Below are 18,521 nucleotides of genomic sequence, written 5' to 3'. Positions count from 1 at the left end.
CCAGAGTGGTGCAGACCAGCGGCTACGTCAAGCGTTCACCGGCCGTATGTCCGGAACCGTTCGTAGGCGGGGAGATGGCACCAACACGAGTCAACGGCAACCGACTTGAGAAGAATCAATGATTCGTTCGAGAGTTCCGCACAAAGGGCTCTACACTCACCGCCGAGCAACAACCGGACACCCAAAAGCGGTTCGCGCTTCAACTGTTTCTACGCCGCAATAATTCCTGAGGATCGATGAATTCAGCACCCAGTACCGAGCGCGTCCATGGCCAACGGTGAATTCCGGCCGGTTTATCATCCGGCCGGCCACGACAACGAACTCCGCGCGGCGTTACAGGAGTTACGCACCGGCCGCTGGCTCGCCATGCGCGACCTGCTGGCCCGCACCCCGGACTGGGCCCGGTGGACCCAGCGCACCCAGGTGCTCGGCGCGGTCGCCGCGGGATCGGACGCGGTCCGGGCCTGGCTGACCGAGGAGCCCGGCAGCGCCGCCGCCGTCGTGATGCGCGCCCGGGTCGCCGTGGAGCGGGCCGTCCGGGCCAACCGCGCGGGGCACCCCGGCGGCCGGGAGCTCTGGCAGGAGGCGTGGGAGGCGTGCCGGTCGGCGGCCCACGCCGCACCGGCCGACCCGGTGCCCTGGGTGTGCCTGCTGGCCCTGTCCCAGCTCGACGACGACCAGCGCCTCGCCGAGCACCGGATGCCGCCGCCCGGGCCCATGCTGTTCCCCGGTCCGTGGGGGCTGCTGGCCGAGGCCGACCGGCGCGACCCGCACAACCGCGAGGCCTACCACCGGATGCTGCAGTTCGTGTACGCCCGCAGGGCCGGCAGCGTGCTCTCCGGGGCGGTCAACTTCGTCCAGTGGGCGTCGTCCACGGCCCCCGAGGGCTCATCCCTCCACGTGCTCCCGCTGTACGTACGCGTCGAGCGCTACCGCCGGGAGCACGACCACGACAAGGCCCTCGACCTGCACTGGGTCACCGAGGACGCCGAGCGCGAGGCCCTGCGCGCACTGGAGATCTGGTACCACCGCTCCCCCGCCGCCACCCGCACCCTGCCCGACCTCAACCACCTGGCGCACGCCCTGTGGGGGGCGCTCCGGTTCGCGGAGGCCGCCGTGGTGTTCAGGGAGCTGGGCCCGTACTTCACCTCGTTGCCCTGGGCCTGCCGCTCGCGTAGGCCCGAGGACCCCGGCGGCGCCGAGGAAGTGTTCGTGCGCGCCCGCGCCCGCGCGCTGGCGGCGAAGCCCGGCTGAACAGGCCCCGCCGCCCTCTCTTTCAGTTGCCCGTCCACCCCCAGGAGGTCTCCCATGTCCGTGTCCACCTCGCCCCGGAAGGGTGCCGAGAACCCCGCGCCGAAGGACGAGGAACAACGGCTCCGCGAGCTCGGCTACCAACCGGTCCTGGCCCGCCGCATGGGCGGGTTCGGCAACTTCGCCATCAGCTTCTCCGTCATCTCGATCCTGTCCGGGTGCATGACCCTGTACGGGTTCGGCATGTCGACGGGCGGGCCGGCCGTGATGCTGTGGGGCTGGGCCGGGGTCGGCCTGTTCGTGCTGTGCGTCGGCATGGCGCTCGCCGAGGTGACGAGCGCGTATCCGACGTCCGGGGCGCTGTACTACATGGCGGACCGGCTGGGCGGCCGGAAGTGGGGCTGGTACACCGGCTGGCTGAATCTGCTCGGGCTGCTCGGCGCCATCGCGGGCATCGACTACGGCGCCGCGCTGTTCACCGGTGCGCTGATGAACCTCCAGTGGGGCTTCACGCCCACCGCGGGCAAGACGATGATCATCTTCGTCTGCATCCTGCTGCTGCACGCGGTGCTCAACCTGTTCGGCGTGCGGCTGGTCAGCGTCCTCAACTCCATCAGCGTGTGGTGGCACCTGGCCGGGGTCGCGGTGATCGTCTCCGTACTGGCGATCGTGCCCTCGCACCACCAGTCGCCCTCGTTCGTCTTCACCGAGTTCGTCAACGACACCGGCTGGCACAACCCGTTGTACGTGGCGGCGATCGGGCTGCTGCTCGCCCAGTACACGTTCTGCGGTTACGACGCCTCCGCCCACCTGTCGGAGGAGACCTCGAACGCCTCGGTCTCGGCGGCGCGCGGCATCGTCCGGGCGATCTGGGTGTCGTGGGTGGCCGGATTCGTACTGCTGGCGGGACTCACCTTCGCCATCCAGGACTACGCGGGTACGCAGAAGAGTGCCACCGGTGTGCCGCCCGCCCAGATCCTGATCGACGCGCTGGGCACCTCGGGCGCCACGGCGATGCTGCTGATCGTGATCGCGGCGCAGCTGTTCTGCGGCAACGCCGAGGTCGCCGCCGCCAGCCGGATGGTGTTCGCCTTCAGCCGGGACAACGCGCTGCCCGGCTCCTCGCTCTGGCGGAAGGTGAGCGCGCGCACGCAGACGCCGGTGCCGGCGGTGTGGCTGTCGGTGATCGTCGCCGGGGTGCTCGCCCTGCCGTCGCTGTACTCGGCGACCGCGTACGGCGCGGTGACCGCGATCAACGTCATCGGCATCACGCCCGCGTACGCGATCCCGATCTTCCTGAAGCTGCGCGCCGGGGGCCGGTTCCAGCGCGGGCCGTGGCACCTGGGCCGCTGGTCGAAGCCGGTCGGCTGGATCGCCGTGGTGTGGGTGGCGATCGTGACCGTGCTGTTCCTGCTGCCGCAGTCGTCCCCGGTGACCATCGACTCGATGAACTACGCGTCGATCGCCCTGGTCGCCGTGCTGGTCCTGGCCACCGTCTGGTGGTTCGTCGCGCGAGGCTCGTACGGCACGCCGTCGGCGTACGGGAACGCGCGCGAGCAGGCGGGGATCGAGGAGGACATCGTCTGACTCCTTCACCGGCCCGCGGCCCCTCCGGACAGTCGTCCGGAGGGGCCGCGGGCGCTCCTACACGTCCGTGCGGATGACGACCGCGAGGGTGCGCGGGCCGTGGACTCCCTCGACCCGTTCGAGTTCGATGTCGGAGGTCGCCGAGGGACCGCTGATCAGGGTGGTGGGCCTCTCGGGCACCAGCCGGGCCACCGCCTCCGGTACGCCCGCCTCCACGGTCGACAGGTCGACGACGCACACATGGAGGTCGGGCACCAGGGAGAGCGCCCGTCGCCCCTGGTCGGGCGAGCCGTCCAGGAAGATGGTGCCGGTCTCCGCGCAGCTGACGGCGGAGGCGGTGACGACGCCGTCGAGGACGTCCAGGCGCGGCGCCGGGATGTCCGCGGAGTCCTGCCGCACCTCGCCGTCGTACCCGGTCAGCCATGTGGGGTCGAGCCCCTGCGGCACGCCGATCCGCGCGGCGCCCCGCTCCCGCAGTACCCCGGCGACGACCTCGGCGGTCCGGTCGGCGGTGCAGGGGTGGACCTGCGCCTTGTAGTCGACGAGGCGGTCGGTGAACAGCGCGAGGCGTTCCTCGTCGGGGAGGGTGCGCCCGGTGCGGTAGGCGCGCGGCACGGAGGTGTCGCCGACGGGTGCGAGGGCGAGCGCGTCCCGGACGCGGCCGAGCACGGTCTCACGAGCGGTCGTCACTTGCCGTCCTCCTGCTGCTGGTCGCGGGTGTGCTCGGCGGACGCCTCGCGCATGGCCGCCGCGCCCTCGGACGAGGCGAGCCAGGCGCGGAAGGTCTGCTTCGGCGGGGCGGGCGTGTCGCGGCTGTCGCTCCAGCCGTCCAGTGGGGGCGGCAGCGGCGGGAGCTTCCCGTCCCGGGCCAGGACGCGGCCGAGCCGTGACGCCTTCTGCGCGGCCGTGTACACCTTGGGCCGGCTCATCACCGCGCCGGCCGCCTTCATGGCCAGCTTCTCGGCCGTGGTGCCGGACTGCTCGGTGTACTGGTGGCGCAGTTCGACCAGCAGCGACGGGATGTCGATCTTGACGGGGCAGGCGTCGAAGCAGGCCCCGCAGAGGCTGGAGGCGTACGGCAGCGAGCTGTTGGGGTCGTCCTTGGCGGCGTGCATACCGGCGAGCTGCGGGGTGAGCACGGCCCCGATCGGACCGGGGTACGTCGATCCGTAGGCGTGGCCGCCGGCCCGCTCGTACACCGGGCAGACGTTGAGGCAGGCCGAGCAGCGGATGCAGTTGAGCGCCTCGCGGCCGATGCGGTCGGCGAGTGCCGCCGTCCGGCCGTTGTCGAGGAGCACCAGGTGGAAGGTCTGCGGTCCGTCCCCGGGGGTGACGCCGGTCCACATCGAGGTGTACGGGTTCATGCGCTCGCCCGTGGAGGAGCGCGGCAGCAGCTGGAGGAAGACCTCCAGGTCCTGGTAGCGCGGGAGGACCTTCTCGATGCCCATGACGGTGATCAGCGTGTCGGGGAGGGTCAGGCACATGCGGCCGTTGCCCTCGGACTCGACGACGGAGAGGGTGCCGGTCTCCGCGATGCCGAAGTTCGCCCCGGAGACGGCCACCTTGGTGGTCATGAACTTCTCGCGCAGGTAGGCGCGGGCGGCGGCGGCCAGGTGCGCGGGGACGTTGTCCAGGGACGGGTCGACGCCGGGGATCTCCTTGAGGAAGATCTCCCGGATCTCGTCGCGGTTGCGGTGGATCGCGGGGACCAGGATGTGCGAGGGCTTGTCGTGGGCGAGCTGCACGATGAGCTCGGCGAGGTCGGTCTCGTGCGCGGTGATGCCGAGGGATTCGAGGTGTTCGTTGAGCCCGGTCTCCTGGGTGGCCATCGACTTGACCTTGATGACCTCGTCGCTGCCCGTCTCCTGGACCAGCCGGGCGACGATCTCATTGGCCTCGACGCCGTCACGCGCCCAGTGGACGGTGCCGCCGCGCGCGGTGACGTTGCGCTCCAGCTCCTCCAGGAGTTCGGGGAGCCGGTTCATGGTGTCGGTCTTGATGGCCGATCCGGCGTCGCGCAGCTCCTCCCAGTCGGGCAGTTCGCCGGTGACGTGCAGGCGCTTGGCGCGGATGGTGTGCGTGGCGCGGCCGAGGTTGCGGCGCAGCTGCTCGTTGCGCAGCTCGTCGTGGGCGGCGGCGGGGAACTTGCGGTCGCCGCGCAGGTTTCCCGTGCCGTACGGGGAGCGGGGCGGGGTCGCGGGCATGCCGAGAAACGTCGCGCTCATCGGGCGGCCTCCGTCAGGACGTGCGGCGAGGTGCGGGTGGAGGAGAGGACCTGCGCCAGGTGCAGGGTGCGGGTACCGGCCTTGATGCGGGAGAGCCCGCCGCCGATGTGCATCAGGCAGGACGAGTCGCCGGCGGTGCACACGGCGGCGCCGGTGGCGGTCACGTTGCGCATCTTGTCCTGGAGCATCGCCGTCGAGGTCTCGGCGTTCTTCACGGCGAAGGTGCCGCCGAAGCCGCAGCAGGAGTCCGCCTCGGGCAGCTCGACGAGGTCGATCGAGTCGACGGCCCGCAGCAGCCGCAGCGGCTTGTCGCCGACCCGGAGCATGCGCAGCGAGTGGCAGGTGGGGTGGTAGGTGACCCGGTGCGGGAAGTAGGCGCCGACATCGGTCACGTCGAGCACGTCGACCAGCAGCTCGGAGAGCTCGTACGTCTTGGCCTTGACGGTGGCGACTCCGGCGCGCAGGGCCGCGTCCCCGTACCGCTCGGCGACGATCTCGTGCTGGTGGCGGACCGAGCCGGCGCAGGAGCCCGACGGCATGACGACGGCGCCGATGGAGGCGTCGCCGAACTGCTCGGCGAAGTTGCGCACCAGCGGGACCGGCTCGCGCTGGTATCCGGTGTTGACGTGCATCTGGCCGCAGCAGGTCTGACCCGGCGGGAACACCACGTCGTGGCCCAGGCGGGCCAGCAGCACCGCGGTGGATTTCACCGCCTCGGGGAAGAGCGTGTCTCCCAGACAGGTGGCGAAGAGTCCGATACGCATGGAGCCTCCCCGATTCGTAAGTTATGGTCTGACCATACTATCCTCCGGCCGAACGAGCCGGAGGACACGCCACTCATCACGGTCGCCAGTGAGCGGCCCGACCATCGAATGGTCGGACCTTGATGGCATACGACGCCTCCGGTGTCCTCAGAAGCCAATGGCCGGGCCTCTACGGCGAGCTGATGGCCCCCGCCGACGGGGGTGCTACTCGGCGCCCTCGCCGCCGGTCCGGTCCTCGTCGACCAGCGTGCCGTGGAAGCCGCGGATGTGGAGCTCGGCGAGGTCGGCCGCCTCCTCGCCGCGGCCGGTGCGCACCAGCCGCAGCATCTCGGCGTGCTGGGCGTTGAGCCGGACCCGGGTGGCGGGCCAGTCGTCCACCTCTTCGAGGGCCCGCAGGATGAGGGGCCGTACGGACTCCCGCACCGCGGCCGTCAGCGTGGAGGTGAGCGCGTTGCCCGAGCTGCTCGCCACCTCGACGTGGAACCGCGTGTCGAGCTCGTTGAACTCCTGCGGCCCGATGCCCTCCCGCGACATCCGGTGGACCACGTCGGCCGCCGTGTCCAGGTCCTGCTCGGACGCGTGCTCCGCGGCGGCGGCGAAGCTGGAGCGCTCCAGGGCGACCCGGGCCTCCATCACATCGTGGAGGCTGTAGCTGCCGAGGGCGAAGTGCAGGCGCAGCAGCCGTCCGAGCGCGTCGTCCGGGTTGCGCACGATCCGGGCCCCGGAGTCGTGCCCCCGGCCGGGCTGGGCGACCAGCACACCGATGGTCTCCAGCACCCGGAGCGCCTCCCGGAGCGCGGACCGGCTCACCCCGAAGACGGGGGCGAGCTCGCGCTCGGGCGGCAGCCGGTCCCCGGCCCTCAGCTTCCCGGCGAAGACCTGCTCCTCGATGCTCTGGAGCACGAGTTCATGGGTCCGGGCCTGCCGCACGGGCTGCCACTCGACAGGCATCCGCTTCTCCACTCCCCGTTCGGGCGTATGCGTACATCCCGACTATGTCACACACGCCATGTGGTCGGACCGCAAACGGGAGCCCGGTGATCAGTAGGTGACGGTGATACGGCGGGCCGTACCGTCCACCCGGATCCGGCCGCCGAACGGGATGACGACCTGCGGGTCCGTGTGGCCGCAGTCGACGTCGAAGACGGCCATGGTGTCGGGGGCGTACTCCGCGAGGGCCCGCAGCACCGCCTCCCGCTGCCGCCGGCCGTACAGCGCGCCGGCGTCGGCGTCGAGCGGCTGCTCGAAGGACCAGTTCTTGGCGCGCGCCATCAGCAGGGCGGGGAAGCGCCGCAGCAGTCCCCGCTCCCCCATGTTGCGCAGGATGCGGTACACCTCTTCGGCGCCGGGCAACTCCTCGGAGGTTTCGAGGAACAGCACCCGGCCCTCGTACGCCTCCGGGGGCAGGATCTCCCGGTCGGCCATCAGCAGCCAGGCCAGGAGCTCCAGGTTGCCGCCCCAGCTCGCCCCCTCGACCACCCGGCCCGCGTTGTGCCAGATCCAGCCGTCGGCGGGAAGCATGCCGGGCTCGTGGTCGAAGGTGCGCGGGTCCTTCCAGTCCCGGTTGGTGCTGCCGCTCTCCTTCGCCGGCGTCAGCTCGTACTCGCCGTGGGTGAAGAGCGCGGCCCGCAGGGACTCGGCCGTCTGCGGGTGCAGCGCGCCGGGCCGGCCGAACTCGACCATGAGCGAGCCGCCGTGGTAGCCGACGATGCCGAGGTTGTCGAGGAAGACCAGCAGATTGGTGTTGTCGCTGTAGCCGAAGAACGGCTTGGGGTTGGCCCGCAGCAGGTCGCGGTCCAGGTGGGGCAGCAGGGTGATCTGGTCGTCGCCGCCGATGCTGGCTATGACCGCCTTGATCTCCGGATCGGCGAACGCCGCGTGGACGTCGGCGGCGCGCTCCTGCGGGGTGGAGCCCATCTTCCGGGTACAGGGGTACTCCACCGGCTCCAGACCGAAGTCCTCGCGGAGCCTGCGCAGTCCCAGCTCGTACGGCAGCGGGAGGATGCCGGGCAGTCCGGAGGAGGGCGAGAGCACGGCGACGCGGTCGCCGGGCCGGGGCTTGGAGGGATAGCGCGCAGGTGTCATCCGGTGAGCTTAGGCAGCGTCACCGGGAACGTCCTCCGGATTCGCTCCACCGGGACGCGCCGGGCCGGCCGGGGTGCCCTGGTGGAAGTACATCCGCCAGTCGCCGCCGCTGCGGCGCCACAGCGAACTGCGCCTGAAGAGGCGGCCGTCGCGCTCGGTGGCGTACGTCAGGTGGACCAGGTCCCGGCCCAGCAGCCGGCCGGACAGACCGGTGACCTCCGGGCCGGGGCCGTACTCCTCCACGGCGGAAGTGACGGCGAGGATGGAGGCGCGGTCGTAGCGGCGTCCGGACGCGCCGAATTCGGTGAACTCCGGGTCGAGCAGCTCGCTCACCGCCTCGGGCGAGGCCCGCACCTCGGGGTCGAGCAGCCGCAGTTCGCCCGCCATGGCGGCCCGTACGGCCCGCCCCTCCTCGTCGCTGAGCTTCATGCGGCCCGACTCTACGTCGGCGGCGCGCGCCGTCAGGCCAGGACCAGCAGGTCCATCCAGCTGACGGCGGGCAGGTCCGGCTCCTGTGCCGCCGCCGTCCGCAGCCGGCGCATCCCGCGCTCGAACTCCTCGTCGTCCAGGCCCCGCAGCTTGGCGTCGGTGTCCCGCCTGATCCGTTCGGCGAAGTCGGCGAGGCTCGGCGCGCTCTCCTGCGGTACGGCGTGCAGGGCGACGCGGGTGAAACCGGCCCCGGCGAACGCGGCGCACGTCTGCTCCACCGTGGGGTAGCCGTCCACGATGCGTTCGGCACCGGGGAAGAACCGCACCCGCAGGTCGCGCGCACAGCGGCCCGGGAACGAGTTGCGGATGAGCACCGGGGCGCCGGGCTTCAGTGCCCTGCGCAACTCCCTTGCGGCGGCGGGCAGGTCGTCGATGTGGTGGACGACCGAGCCGAGCCAGGCCGCGTCCGCGCAGCCGTCCGGCACGGGCAGCGCCTCGGCCCGCCCGCCCAGTACCTCGGTCATTCCGTTGCGGGGAATCAACTCCCGCATGGCGGGGGCCGGTTCCACGGCCAGCACCCGGACACCGAACCAGTCGGTGAACGCCGAGGCGAAGGAGCCGGTGCCCGCGCCCACGTCCAGGACGGTGGCACCGGGTGCGAGCTCCACCTCCGCGGCGACGGCGGCGCGCCAGGCGGTCAGCCCGTCGCGCGGTATCTCACGGGCGAGGCGGTATTCCTCGGCGAAACGACGGTCGGGAGCGGTCGCTTCCATGGGCCCTCACTTCCGGGCGCGATCAGGCCGGTCCGCCGCGCCTCGTGGGCGCATGCTAGCGATCACCCCTTCAGATGTCTAGACCAAGGACGGTGGAGGTTGACCGCCCCTGTCGGCCCTGTTCTCGTATAGCTACGGCCAGGTGGCGTGTAGCGGTGAGTGACTACACGGGGCTGCGGTCGCACTGCTGAAGGGCGGCGAAGTTGGCGTGTGCTGTCTCAACGGCCTCCGGGTACGCCTGGGTCTTCTCGTGCCGGGCGAGAGCCCGGTAGATGCTGGCGACGGATGGGTTCTGTCCCTTGCGCTTGCCGGTGGGGATGATCAGGGCGGGCTGGATCTGCTCGACGGATTCGCCGAGCGCCTTGCGCCGCAGCACGGTGTGCAGCATGTCGTCGGTGATGACCGGGGGCCGGCCGCCGTACTTGCCCTTGCGGGCCGCGGTCTCCAGACCCTCCAGCGTCGACTCCCGGATGTTCTCCCGCTCCGTCTCCGCCATCGCGGCGAAGAAGCCGAACAGGAGCTTGCCGGGGCCGGTGGGGTCGTAGATGCCGGGCAGCGGCCCGGCGAGCATCTCCAGCACCAGGCCGTGCTCGGTCAGATGGTCCGCGAGGGCGGTGAGCTCTGCCGCGTCACGCCCCAGCCTTTTCATCTCGAACACGGTGAAGATGACCCGGCAGTGCGGGGCGTGCGCCTTGATCTCCCGGGCGGTCTTCAGTGCCTCCTCGAACTGCGGGCGGACCTTGATCCGGGTGCTGATCTTCTCGCTGAAGATCTCGTCTCTGCCGATGCCGTGCTTAGCGAGCGCGTCCAGCTGCGAGTCGAGCTCCTGGCTGAGGTGCGAGCAACGGGCATAGCCGATGCGGATGTCCGCGCTCGGCAGACTTGGGTCGATGGCCGCGGGCACCGACTTGCCGGGCCGCCAGGGCTGCCCCGGCCCTCGGTTGGCCGGGGTCGGCACCCGCAGCTCCTTCGCCAGCTTCGGCACCTTGGTGAAGCGGCCGGTGTGGTACGCGCTCGTGACCGCCCCGCTGCGCGAGCGGCACGGCGAGCCGGGGGCGGCCTTGCACTTCGGGCACGGATGGCGCTCGACGAGATCGGCTTCGGGCTCAGGTCCGGCGGAAGGTTTTTGAGGGGCCGTCATGGATCCGAATTTTCGCACAACGCAAGTCGCAGAACCCCACTCCTGTCACTTTGAATGCGAACGGGTTCTGAGAGTCAATCTGCTTCTTGACGGTCTTCGCCCGACTCTGTTTGATCTTGCTCGGGCAAAGGGTCGTTTGTGAGAGACGGTCATTGAGGCTGCGAAAGCTTCGAGCGCCTTGCCCTGTGCCTCCGGAGCGTGATCCACGCGTCTCGGAGGCACGTTCACACGTCGCGGTGCCGCACGACGAGCACCGCGAGGACGACCGCGATCAGCGGCCAGAGCGCGTACACGGCCCACGAGCCGGGGACGGTGGCGCTGTAGGCGAGCGAGTGAGGGTCCGGCGCCCAGTTCTGGACCAGGCGCTTCCATGCCGTGACCGGCATCGCGTGGCTCACCGCGGCGGACCAGCGTGCGCTCTGCGAGAAGATCGGCGGCAGCATCACCAGGGTGAAGGCGCTGGTGACCATGGTGGTGGCGCTGTGCCTGATCAGAGCGCCGAAGCCGAGGCCGATCAGTGCGCAGACTGGGGCCAGCAGGGAGGATGCCACCAACGCCCGGAGCACACCTGGATGGGTGAGCGGAACCCCGGCCTGTTGTCCGTTCAGGATGGCTTGGGAGACCAGGAAGCAACCGGTGGAGGTGACCGTACCGACCGCGGTCCAGAGCGCGGCGGTGACGACCGCCTTGGCCAGCACCACTGCACCACGCGCGGGGACGGCCACGGTGGTGGTGCGTATCAGGCCGCTGCTGTACTCGCTCACGACGGTGAGGGCGCCGACGCTGCCGGCGACGAGCATCAGCGTCATGTAGCCGGCCGCGGGGAACGCGTCGAACACGAGGAATCCCTGATCGGCCCTTGCTGCCGGGCTCATCGTCCGGAGTCTGTTGATCTCCGTCAGTGCCGCTACAGCGGCGGACCCGATGACAAAAAGGGTGGTGAGTGCGAGGGTCCACGGGGTGGAGCGCAGGGACCTTATCTTGATCCATTCGGAGACGAGCAGGTTGCGGAATCGGACGGCCGGCTCGGCGACAGTCACGGCCGAGATGGTCGGGGCGGCCGAGGAGAGTGTGGTCATCGGGGTTGTCCTGCCTGGTATTCGACGCTGCCGGCGGTGAGTTCCATGAAGGCCTCCTCCAGTGAGGCGGTTCGGGTGGTCAGCTCGTTCAGCAGGATCCGGTTCTCGAAGGCGAGCGCTGCGATCCGGTCCGCCGGCAGCCCGGTCACGGCAAGCTTCTCGGCGTCCGCCGACCCCTCCGGCTCGATCGACGCCCCCGCGGCGGTCAGCACCGCCGTCAGCTCGGCGGTCTGCCGCGTGCCCACCACGACGCCGAGGCGGGTGCTGCGTGCAGCGAAGTCCCGTACCGACTCGGCGGCGATGAGCCGGCCCCGGCCGATGACGACGAGCTGGTCGGCGGTGTTCTCCATCTCCGACATCAGGTGGCTGGAGAGGAAGACCGTACGGCCCTCGGCCGCCAGGCGCCGGAAGAGGCGGCGCATCCAGAGCACGCCTTCCGGGTCCATGCCGTTGACCGGCTCGTCGAACATCAGCACCGGCGGGTCGCCGAGCAGCGCGGTGGCGATCCCGAGCCGCTGCTTCATGCCGAGTGAGAAGCCGCCGATGCGGCGGGGCGCGGCCTCGGCCAAGCCCACCTCGTGCAGCACCTCTTCCACCCGGCGTGGGGAGATCCCGTTGCTGTGGGCCAAGGCGGACAGGTGGGCCGCGGCGGTGCGTCCGCCGTGGACCTGGCCTGCGTCGAGGAGGGAGCCGACGTGCCGCAGCCCGCGCGGGTGGCTGCGGAAGGGGACGCCGCTGACTGTGGCGCCGCCGCCGGTGGGCGCGTCCAGGCCGAGGATCATCCGCAGGGTAGTGGTCTTGCCGGCCCCGTTGGGGCCGAGGAATCCGGTGACCTGGCCCGGTCGCACCGTGAAGGACAGCTGGTCGACGGCGGTCTTGTCGCCGTAGCGCTTGGTGAGTTCGTTGACTTCGATCACAGGGACAACCCTGCCGGGAGGGCCCCGTCCGGTCATGGGGCCGTGGGCGGCAATCGCGCGGCCGGGTTCGCCCGTGGGCGTACGTCCGCGGGCCAATCCCCCCGGGAGCGGCAGCTGGATACTCTCGCGGGATGGACGCCATACCGACCACCCCGTTGCCCTCGCGCGTCGCACAGCGCGGTCTCCCTCTTGAGAGGCCACACCAGCGATGACGAGAACGAAGACCATGGCCTGGGTGGGAGGCGCCCTATATCTCCTCGCGGTGGGTCTGCTCATCGGAGGTGCGCCGCGGGCTTCGGACACCGTCCACGGTATCGGGGCACTGCTTGCCGCGAGTCTGCTCGTCGGCGTGCTGCGACGCATGCCGCTCCTGGCGCTATCCATTGCGCTCTTCGGATCCACCGCCGTGGTGGTGGGCGCCCCGAGCTCCGCCCGTGCGAGCCTGTCAGCTTCGCACCAGGGCCAGTTCCTGTCGTATCTGGCGGTGGACCTCCTCCTGGGCCTCATCGTCGCCACCTGCGCGCGGCGAGCCTCGATCGTCGCCGTGGCCGGATCCCTCATCGTCCAGCTCCTAATCATCGGCGGCTTCGCGCACGGGGACAATCTGATCGTCAACGTCGTGATCGCCCTCCTGGCGATGGCCGCGGCCTGCACGGTCGGACTGCTGAGCCGTGAGCGCCGCGAGCACGCGGTGGCACTGCGTTCACAGGAGGTGGTCGAGGCCGTGATCGCCGAACGGCTGCGGATCGCCCGGGAGTTGCACGACATGGTCGCGCACAGCATCGGCATCATCGCCATCCAGGCCGGGGCGGCGAGCCAAGTCATCCGGACCCGGCCCACGGAGGCCGGTGAGGCACTACGGGCCATCGAGGCCACCAGCAGGGAGACCCTGTCGGGCCTTCGGCGCACCTTGGTGGCACTCCGTCAGGCAGACCCGGGTGCGGCGGCCTCGGGAGGGCAGGCAGCCCTCGCACCCTCGCCGGGTCTGGCGGACATCGACCGGCTGGTGGCGGCCACGGCCGACACGGGTGTCCATGTGGATGTGCGCCGCAGCGGGGAAGAGCGCCCCCTGCCGACCGACATCGACCTGTCCGCCTTCCGTATCGTTCAGGAGGCGCTGACCAACGTGGTCCGCCACGCGGGCACCGGACGCTGCCGGGTGCTCATCGACTACGGGGACGAGGAGCTGACCGTGGAGGTCGTCGACGACGGGCGCGGTGCCACCGAGAACGGCTCGGCCCACGGCTTCGGCCTCGTGGGCATGCAGGAGCGGGTCGCCCTGCTGTGCGGCGACCTCAGCGCCGGGCCGCGCCCCGAGGGCGGGTTCCGGGTGACGGCCCGGCTGCCGCTGCCCGACCCCGTCAAAGTCCCGGTGGAGGCCCGATGACCACCGGTCCCGTACGCGTCGTACTCGCCGACGACCAGCCACTGGTGCGGTCCGGCCTGCGCCTGGTCATGGCCGATCACCCCGACCTGGAGGTTGTCGGCGAAGCCGCCACCGGCGCCGAGGCGGTCCAACTGGTCAGGGACATCAGCCCCGACGTCGTGGTGATGGACATCCGGATGCCCGGCATGGATGGGATCGAGGCCACCCGCCAGATCACCGCCGGCCCGACCGCGACGCGCGTCCTCGTCCTGACCACGTTCGACGAGGACGACCACGTCTACGGCGCGCTGCGGGCCGGAGCGAGCGGCTTCGCGGTCAAGGACATGGCACTGAACGACATCCTCGCGGCCATCCGCGTGGTCGCCGTCGGCGATGCACTGATCGCGCCGGGGGTCACGCGCCGACTGATCGCCGACTTCGTCGGGCACACCCCGCGGCGCTCCCCACGACCGGTCGAGGGCATCACCGAGCGGGAACAGGAAGTCCTGACCCTCATCGGGCGCGGCCGGACGAACACCGAGATCGCGGAGGACCTCTTCATCACGGTGGCCACCGCCAAGTCGCACGTGTCACGCCTCCTCACCAAACTGGGCGCCCGGGACCGGGTCCAGCTCGTGATCACCGCCTACGAGATGAGGCTCGTCACCCTGCCCGGCTGAGCAAGCACCACTGCTCCGGCCAGGCCCGGAGCGTCACGCCGAGGTGCTTGCTGTCTCACCCTGCGGCATGCGCGGGCCGGGCACCGTCGCCCGGATGGACAGGTCCAGATCGAGGCGGCTGTTCATGTCCAGCTCGAACCGGCCGTACGGATTGACGTGCGTCCAGAACAGTGGCGACAGCGCCCGGCGGTCCGCGGCGGTGAGCTTGTCCGCCCACTTCGGATCGGCCAGGACCTCCTGCATCAGCAGCGTGTTGACGTGCACCAGCGCGGACTGGAGCAGGTGCAGCGCGAGCATGCTGACCTCCTGGGACTCCTTGTCCGCGCCGGCCAGGTCGCCGTCCTTGCCGTAGAAGAGGTCCTTGTTCGCGGAGTTCCAGTTCTCCACCACCTGCAACCCCTCGTGGATCTCCTGGCGCATCTCGACGTCGGCCAGGTAGTCGCAGATGAACGAGGTCCGCACCGCCCGGCCCAGCTCCTCGATCGCCCGGTACGTCGGGTGCTTGGGGCCGCCGCGGGTGAACCGGCGCAGGACCTGCTCGGCCTCGGCGGTGCCCAGCCGCAGGGCTGTGGTGTACTTCACGATCTGGTCGTACTGCTGGGCGATCAGCTCCCAGTCGATCGTCTTGGTGGAGAGCACCGGGCCCAGGTTCGGCCAGTTGTCGTCCTCCCCAGCCGCCGGCCGGTACAGCTTTGCGGAGCCGATGTTCTTCAGCCTCGGCATCAGCTTGAAGTCGAGCATGTGCGCGAAGGCGAACCCGACGATGGAGGCTCCGTGCGTATCGGTGTACTGCCGGTCCACCTCCATGTCGGTGCAGTGCCGCAGCACGCCCTCGATCATCGAGGCGACCTCGGAGGCCGAACAGGACTTGAGCTGGGAGTAGATACAGACCGACTTCCGCTCAACGTGCCAGTAGATCATCACGCCGGGCCCGCGGTAGCGCTGGTGCCACTCGGTCATCAGGTTGCTGGACCAGGCGCCGAACTTGCGGCTGTCGGAGGCGCACGCGGTGCCGGTGCCCCACCACATCTCATCCCGGACGGCGAAGGTGGCATTCACCAGCTTCCGCAGGGCCGCGCGCATGTTGGCGCGGTTGACGAACAGGTGCCGCACCCGCCGCAGCGTCGCCTCTGACTCGCCGTGCTTGCCGGTCACCGCGACCCGCTTGATCCCCATGTTCGTGCCCAGCCCGAACAGCACCAGCAGCAGGCGGCGCCGCAGCACATCCTTCGACAGCATCTCTCGGGTGGCGACCGAGGTGAACTCGGCGATGAAGTCCGTGTCGAATTCGGCGTACTTCAGGATGTCCAGCAGATCGATGGTGCCCCAGCGTCGCTCGATCTCGCCCTTGATGGCCACCAGGCTCTCGGGCTCCTCCTGCTTGCCGCGCGGGGAGACCCTGATCCACGGCTCGCCGTGCTTCTTGACGATCGTCACCCCGCCCGTCGTGCCCTCCGCAAGGGCCTGCTCGAAGCGGTCCAGCGAGGTCCGGAGCTTGCCTTGCAGGGTGGCGATGAACTCCCCGGCGTCCTGCGGCTGGCCAAGCGCGGCGTAGTGCACGTCCCGGTTGTCCTCGAAGTCCGCAGGCAGGTCGTCCTCCGGATTACGCCACCGGTTCGCCCCCACCACCCAGATCTCCCGGCGCCGCACCGCGTCCCGAAGCGCCACCAGCACGCACAGCTCGTACGGGACGCGCTCGATGCGGCCACGCTCGTCCACCACCGCCGCCCGCCAGTGCTCGGGCACCACCCCCGCGAGCGGCACGCTCTCCGCCAGGTCGAAGAACGCGCCCTCCTTCAGCGGCTGGTCCAGGTAGCGCTGGAGCAGGTCGATCGCGTCCATCACCGGCCGGTAGGCGGTGTTGTTGCACTTCAGCTCCAGCGCGCCCAGCAGCGGCGAGAGCATCCGGCGCCAGTGCGCCGAATACGACGACCGCAGCACCGTGCGGACCCGGGCCTTGTAGCGGGCCTCGTTGGCGGCGGCCTCCGCCGCCAGCGCCTTGAGCGTCTTCTCCCCGCCGACCACCGGGTAGATCACCCGCCGCACCGTGCCGGACGGCTCGGACAAAGCGGCCTCCGCGACCCGCAGCAGCATGCCCTCCTTGCCCCGGACCTTCTTGAGCTCGGCGTTGAGCTCCTTGTCGACCTTCCGCTCCGCCCGGGTGTTGATCTTGAGCACGAGCTGGATGAACAGGTCCACCAGCGAGTCGGTGATCTCCGTCTGCCGCACATGGCACAGCGCGGCCAGCAGAGTCAGCCGCCGCGGCGGCTTCATCCGCTCCAAGTTCGCCGGGTACTCCTTCGACGCCCTCGCCCGCCACGCGTCCACCAGTTTCTCCGACACGTCCGCGAATAGGTCCGCGGGCAGTTCCAGCCGCCGAACCCGCTGGAGCTTGTTCACCTCCGCCAGCAGGCTCTCCAGCCCCGGCGCCCCCGGGTCGGCCTTCAGCTCGGCGAAGTGCGACCGCCCGCCGCCCGACACCGCACCCTCACCGTCCGTTCCCTCGTCCGTCCCGTCCTCACTGCCGGCAACCAGGTCCTCCAGGCGCGAGCGCGTCGCGTGCGAGATCCGCTCCACCCTGCTGCGGCAGAACTGGGCCTCGAAGTCCTTGACCGCCTTGCCCACCAGCCGCCCGACCTGCCCCGGGGCCGGCGGCTCGATGCGGTCGTTACGGCACCGGGCCACCACCGCCGCCGCCAGCCGATCCCGCGACAGCTCCACCGGGCACAATTCGGCGGCCAGCCACTCGGCCAGCCGCTCCTGGTCCTGCTCGGTGTTCGCCCGGAACCCGTACGCCTCCCGGATCTCCTTGCGGTGCCGTTTGATCCGGTCGCCCTGCCAGTCGTAGTCCGCCCACGCCCCGGCGGGAACCTTCACCTGCTGGGCCACGTACTCCACCGCCGCCGTGGGCATTTCCCTGGCGGACTCCGGGAACCGGGCCTCTACCTCGAAGAACTTGAGCAACAACGCGAAGCCCAACCGGGTCGCCCCGGACTTGTTCCGCACCTTCTTCATGTCGTTTTCGAGCAGCGTCCAGACCTCGATCAGGTCTTCCGGCTCCCAGTCCTGCCGCATTCGCCCCACCCCTCGCTGTCACTCATTCAGCCCAACGAGACAGTCGAAGCAGGGAAACGAGGGCTACGGCAGTTACTCAGCGCTACACGCCACCTGGCCGTAGCTATACGAGAACAGGGCCCTGTCGCGGAGAATCCGTCCACCCAGTTCATAGGATTCTCAGGCAACCCGGATACGGTGTCGGCGTGACCCAGACGAGCCCGCCCGGCTGGCATCCAGACCCCGGGTATACAGGATTTGGCCCCCGCCAGGAGCGCTGGTGGGACGGCACCCAGTGGACCGACCACCTGCGCGTACCGCCGACGGCCGTCCGCAGCCGACGCATACGCATAGGGGCCGGCATCACCGCGGCCGTGGTGGTGCTCGCCGCGGTCGGGGGTGGTGTCTATCTGCTGACGGACGACTCGGGCGGCAAGAGCGACTCCGTCGCCTCCTCCCCTTCGACGTCCCCCTCCCCCGACCGGCAGCACGGCGGCTCCGGCGGCAGCGGCGGAAACGGTGACGACCGCGGCGACGGCGGAAGCGGCGGCGGCGGCGAGTCACCGGAGCAGGACCAGCCGGAGATCGAGAAGGGTTACGCGACGGACCTGGCCAGCGGCATCAGCATTCCGGTGCCCGACGGCTGGAAGGGCCAGTCGGGCATGGGCGCCGGGGTGACCACCGGTTCGTACGCCTGCCCGGGCGACACCGCCGAGAAGTGCGTGCGCGGCGGGGTGTTCTCCGCCCCCGCCGAGGCACTGAAGCTGACGGCCAAGACCGCGAAGGCCGCCGCCGAGAAGGACATCGAGACCAACGCCAACGCGTCCTACGGCGAGAAGATCTACGGCGGCATCACCTCGCACGAGGAGCTGAAGTCCGAGGCGGTCGAGGTGGCCGGGGAGCAGGGCTACCGGGTGCGCTGGAAGGTGGTGACGAAGAACGGCGACGACGGCTACGTCGAGTCGCTGGTCTTCCCGTCCCCGCTGGCCAAGGACATGCTCGTGGTGGTCCGCTCGGGCTTCGACATCAACGCCAAGGCGCCCTCGCTGTCCGTACTGAACGACATCACCAAGGGCATCAAGGCGGCCTCCGGCGGGGGCTCCGGCACCGACGCCTGACCTTCCGCGGGGCCGGGTCGCCGGAGGAGCCGACCGGTGAGAGACCGGACGC

At 70.4% G+C, this 18,521-nt stretch carries 16 protein-coding genes; 5 read left to right on the top strand and 11 right to left on the bottom strand.

Going from position 1 to position 18,521, the window contains the following annotated elements; all coding sequences use genetic code 11:
• The first annotated feature begins 267 nt into the window (after positions 1 to 267).
• Both OG242_RS29475 and OG242_RS29470 read left to right on the top strand, forming a co-directional pair.
• Positions 268 to 1,254, top strand: a complete 987-nt coding sequence (locus OG242_RS29475; RefSeq protein WP_405901042.1) for a hypothetical protein — start codon at positions 268 to 270, stop codon at positions 1,252 to 1,254.
• A 54-nt stretch (positions 1,255 to 1,308) separates the two neighbouring features.
• The gene (locus tag OG242_RS29470) at positions 1,309 to 2,838 is read left to right on the top strand and encodes an amino acid permease (RefSeq protein WP_405901041.1); all 1,530 of its coding nucleotides are present in this window, start codon (positions 1,309 to 1,311) and stop codon (positions 2,836 to 2,838) included.
• A 57-nt stretch (positions 2,839 to 2,895) separates the two neighbouring features.
• Here the strand turns inward: OG242_RS29470 and OG242_RS29465 are convergent, their stop codons facing one another.
• The 10 genes from OG242_RS29465 to OG242_RS29420 all read right to left on the bottom strand — a co-directional run bounded on the left by OG242_RS29465 (position 2,896) and on the right by OG242_RS29420 (position 12,251).
• Positions 2,896 to 3,528, bottom strand: coding sequence for a lactate utilization protein C (locus tag OG242_RS29465; RefSeq protein WP_405901040.1), 633 nt, complete (start codon positions 3,526 to 3,528; stop codon positions 2,896 to 2,898).
• Entirely contained in the window at positions 3,525 to 5,063 is a 1,539-nt protein-coding gene (locus OG242_RS29460; protein WP_405901039.1) for a LutB/LldF family L-lactate oxidation iron-sulfur protein, read from the bottom strand. The genes OG242_RS29465 and OG242_RS29460 overlap by 4 nt, the downstream gene beginning before the upstream one ends.
• Positions 5,060 to 5,827 (bottom strand): (Fe-S)-binding protein, encoded by a 768-nt coding sequence (locus OG242_RS29455; RefSeq protein WP_405901038.1) that lies wholly within the window; start codon positions 5,825 to 5,827, stop codon positions 5,060 to 5,062. The genes OG242_RS29460 and OG242_RS29455 overlap by 4 nt, the downstream gene beginning before the upstream one ends.
• Before the next feature lie 204 nt (positions 5,828 to 6,031).
• The gene (locus OG242_RS29450) at positions 6,032 to 6,778 is read right to left on the bottom strand and encodes a FadR/GntR family transcriptional regulator (RefSeq protein WP_405901037.1); all 747 of its coding nucleotides are present in this window, start codon (positions 6,776 to 6,778) and stop codon (positions 6,032 to 6,034) included.
• Positions 6,779 to 6,868: 90 nt separating this feature from the next.
• Positions 6,869 to 7,912 carry a S66 peptidase family protein gene (locus tag OG242_RS29445; protein ID WP_405901036.1) on the bottom strand — a complete coding sequence of 348 codons (1,044 nt, stop codon included), beginning with the start codon at positions 7,910 to 7,912 and terminating at the stop codon, positions 6,869 to 6,871.
• A 9-nt stretch (positions 7,913 to 7,921) separates the two neighbouring features.
• Positions 7,922 to 8,341, bottom strand: a complete 420-nt coding sequence (locus OG242_RS29440) for a DUF4440 domain-containing protein (protein WP_405901035.1) — start codon at positions 8,339 to 8,341, stop codon at positions 7,922 to 7,924.
• Between the two features lie 32 nt (positions 8,342 to 8,373).
• Positions 8,374 to 9,114, bottom strand: a complete 741-nt coding sequence (locus OG242_RS29435; protein ID WP_405901034.1) for a class I SAM-dependent methyltransferase — start codon at positions 9,112 to 9,114, stop codon at positions 8,374 to 8,376.
• 163 nt (positions 9,115 to 9,277) lie between these two features.
• Complete coding sequence (locus OG242_RS29430; protein ID WP_405901033.1) at positions 9,278 to 10,255, bottom strand: recombinase family protein; 978 nt, start codon at positions 10,253 to 10,255, stop codon at positions 9,278 to 9,280.
• 224 nt (positions 10,256 to 10,479) lie between these two features.
• Positions 10,480 to 11,334 (bottom strand): ABC transporter permease, encoded by an 855-nt coding sequence (locus OG242_RS29425; protein WP_405901032.1) that lies wholly within the window; start codon positions 11,332 to 11,334, stop codon positions 10,480 to 10,482.
• Complete coding sequence (locus OG242_RS29420) at positions 11,331 to 12,251, bottom strand: ATP-binding cassette domain-containing protein (protein ID WP_405901031.1); 921 nt, start codon at positions 12,249 to 12,251, stop codon at positions 11,331 to 11,333. The genes OG242_RS29425 and OG242_RS29420 overlap by 4 nt, the downstream gene beginning before the upstream one ends.
• Positions 12,252 to 12,459: 208 nt before the next feature.
• On the opposite strand from OG242_RS29420, the gene OG242_RS29415 reads away from it, so the two are divergent.
• Positions 12,460 to 13,638 (top strand): sensor histidine kinase, encoded by a 1,179-nt coding sequence (locus OG242_RS29415; RefSeq protein ID WP_405901030.1) that lies wholly within the window; start codon positions 12,460 to 12,462, stop codon positions 13,636 to 13,638.
• Entirely contained in the window at positions 13,635 to 14,297 is a 663-nt protein-coding gene (locus OG242_RS29410) for a response regulator (RefSeq protein WP_405901029.1), read from the top strand. Before OG242_RS29415 ends, OG242_RS29410 begins: the two co-directional genes overlap by 4 nt.
• Before the next feature lie 33 nt (positions 14,298 to 14,330).
• Here OG242_RS29410 and OG242_RS29405 read toward each other — a convergent pair whose 3' ends face one another.
• Positions 14,331 to 17,372, bottom strand: coding sequence for a Tn3 family transposase (locus OG242_RS29405; RefSeq protein ID WP_405901028.1), 3,042 nt, complete (start codon positions 17,370 to 17,372; stop codon positions 14,331 to 14,333).
• A 185-nt stretch (positions 17,373 to 17,557) separates the two neighbouring features.
• Here OG242_RS29405 and OG242_RS29400 point away from each other — a divergent pair, with 185 nt between their 5' ends.
• Positions 17,558 to 18,469, top strand: coding sequence for a DUF2510 domain-containing protein (locus OG242_RS29400; RefSeq protein ID WP_405901027.1), 912 nt, complete (start codon positions 17,558 to 17,560; stop codon positions 18,467 to 18,469).
• Positions 18,470 to 18,521: the final 52 nt, after the last annotated feature.

The sequence above is a fragment of the Streptomyces sp. NBC_00727 genome (assembly GCF_045161745.1).
Taxonomy (GTDB): domain Bacteria; phylum Actinomycetota; class Actinomycetes; order Streptomycetales; family Streptomycetaceae; genus Streptomyces.
Note: the sequence above shows the minus strand (reverse complement) of the source record. Positions and strands in the feature narration are given on the sequence as shown.

Coding starts and splice junctions, on each gene's coding strand:
- OG242_RS29475 (WP_405901042.1), top strand. CDS start 268: ATGGCCAACGGTGAATTCCGGCCGGTTTATCATCCGGCCGGCCACGAC.
- OG242_RS29470 (WP_405901041.1), top strand. CDS start 1,309: ATGTCCGTGTCCACCTCGCCCCGGAAGGGTGCCGAGAACCCCGCGCCG.
- OG242_RS29460 (WP_405901039.1), bottom strand. CDS start 5,063: ATGAGCGCGACGTTTCTCGGCATGCCCGCGACCCCGCCCCGCTCCCCG.
- OG242_RS29455 (WP_405901038.1), bottom strand. CDS start 5,827: ATGCGTATCGGACTCTTCGCCACCTGTCTGGGAGACACGCTCTTCCCC.
- OG242_RS29450 (WP_405901037.1), bottom strand. CDS start 6,778: ATGCCTGTCGAGTGGCAGCCCGTGCGGCAGGCCCGGACCCATGAACTC.
- OG242_RS29445 (WP_405901036.1), bottom strand. CDS start 7,912: ATGACACCTGCGCGCTATCCCTCCAAGCCCCGGCCCGGCGACCGCGTC.
- OG242_RS29440 (WP_405901035.1), bottom strand. CDS start 8,341: ATGAAGCTCAGCGACGAGGAGGGGCGGGCCGTACGGGCCGCCATGGCG.
- OG242_RS29435 (WP_405901034.1), bottom strand. CDS start 9,114: ATGGAAGCGACCGCTCCCGACCGTCGTTTCGCCGAGGAATACCGCCTC.
- OG242_RS29430 (WP_405901033.1), bottom strand. CDS start 10,255: ATGACGGCCCCTCAAAAACCTTCCGCCGGACCTGAGCCCGAAGCCGAT.
- OG242_RS29425 (WP_405901032.1), bottom strand. CDS start 11,334: ATGACCACACTCTCCTCGGCCGCCCCGACCATCTCGGCCGTGACTGTC.
- OG242_RS29415 (WP_405901030.1), top strand. CDS start 12,460: ATGACGAGAACGAAGACCATGGCCTGGGTGGGAGGCGCCCTATATCTC.
- OG242_RS29410 (WP_405901029.1), top strand. CDS start 13,635: ATGACCACCGGTCCCGTACGCGTCGTACTCGCCGACGACCAGCCACTG.
- OG242_RS29405 (WP_405901028.1), bottom strand. CDS start 17,372: ATGCGGCAGGACTGGGAGCCGGAAGACCTGATCGAGGTCTGGACGCTG.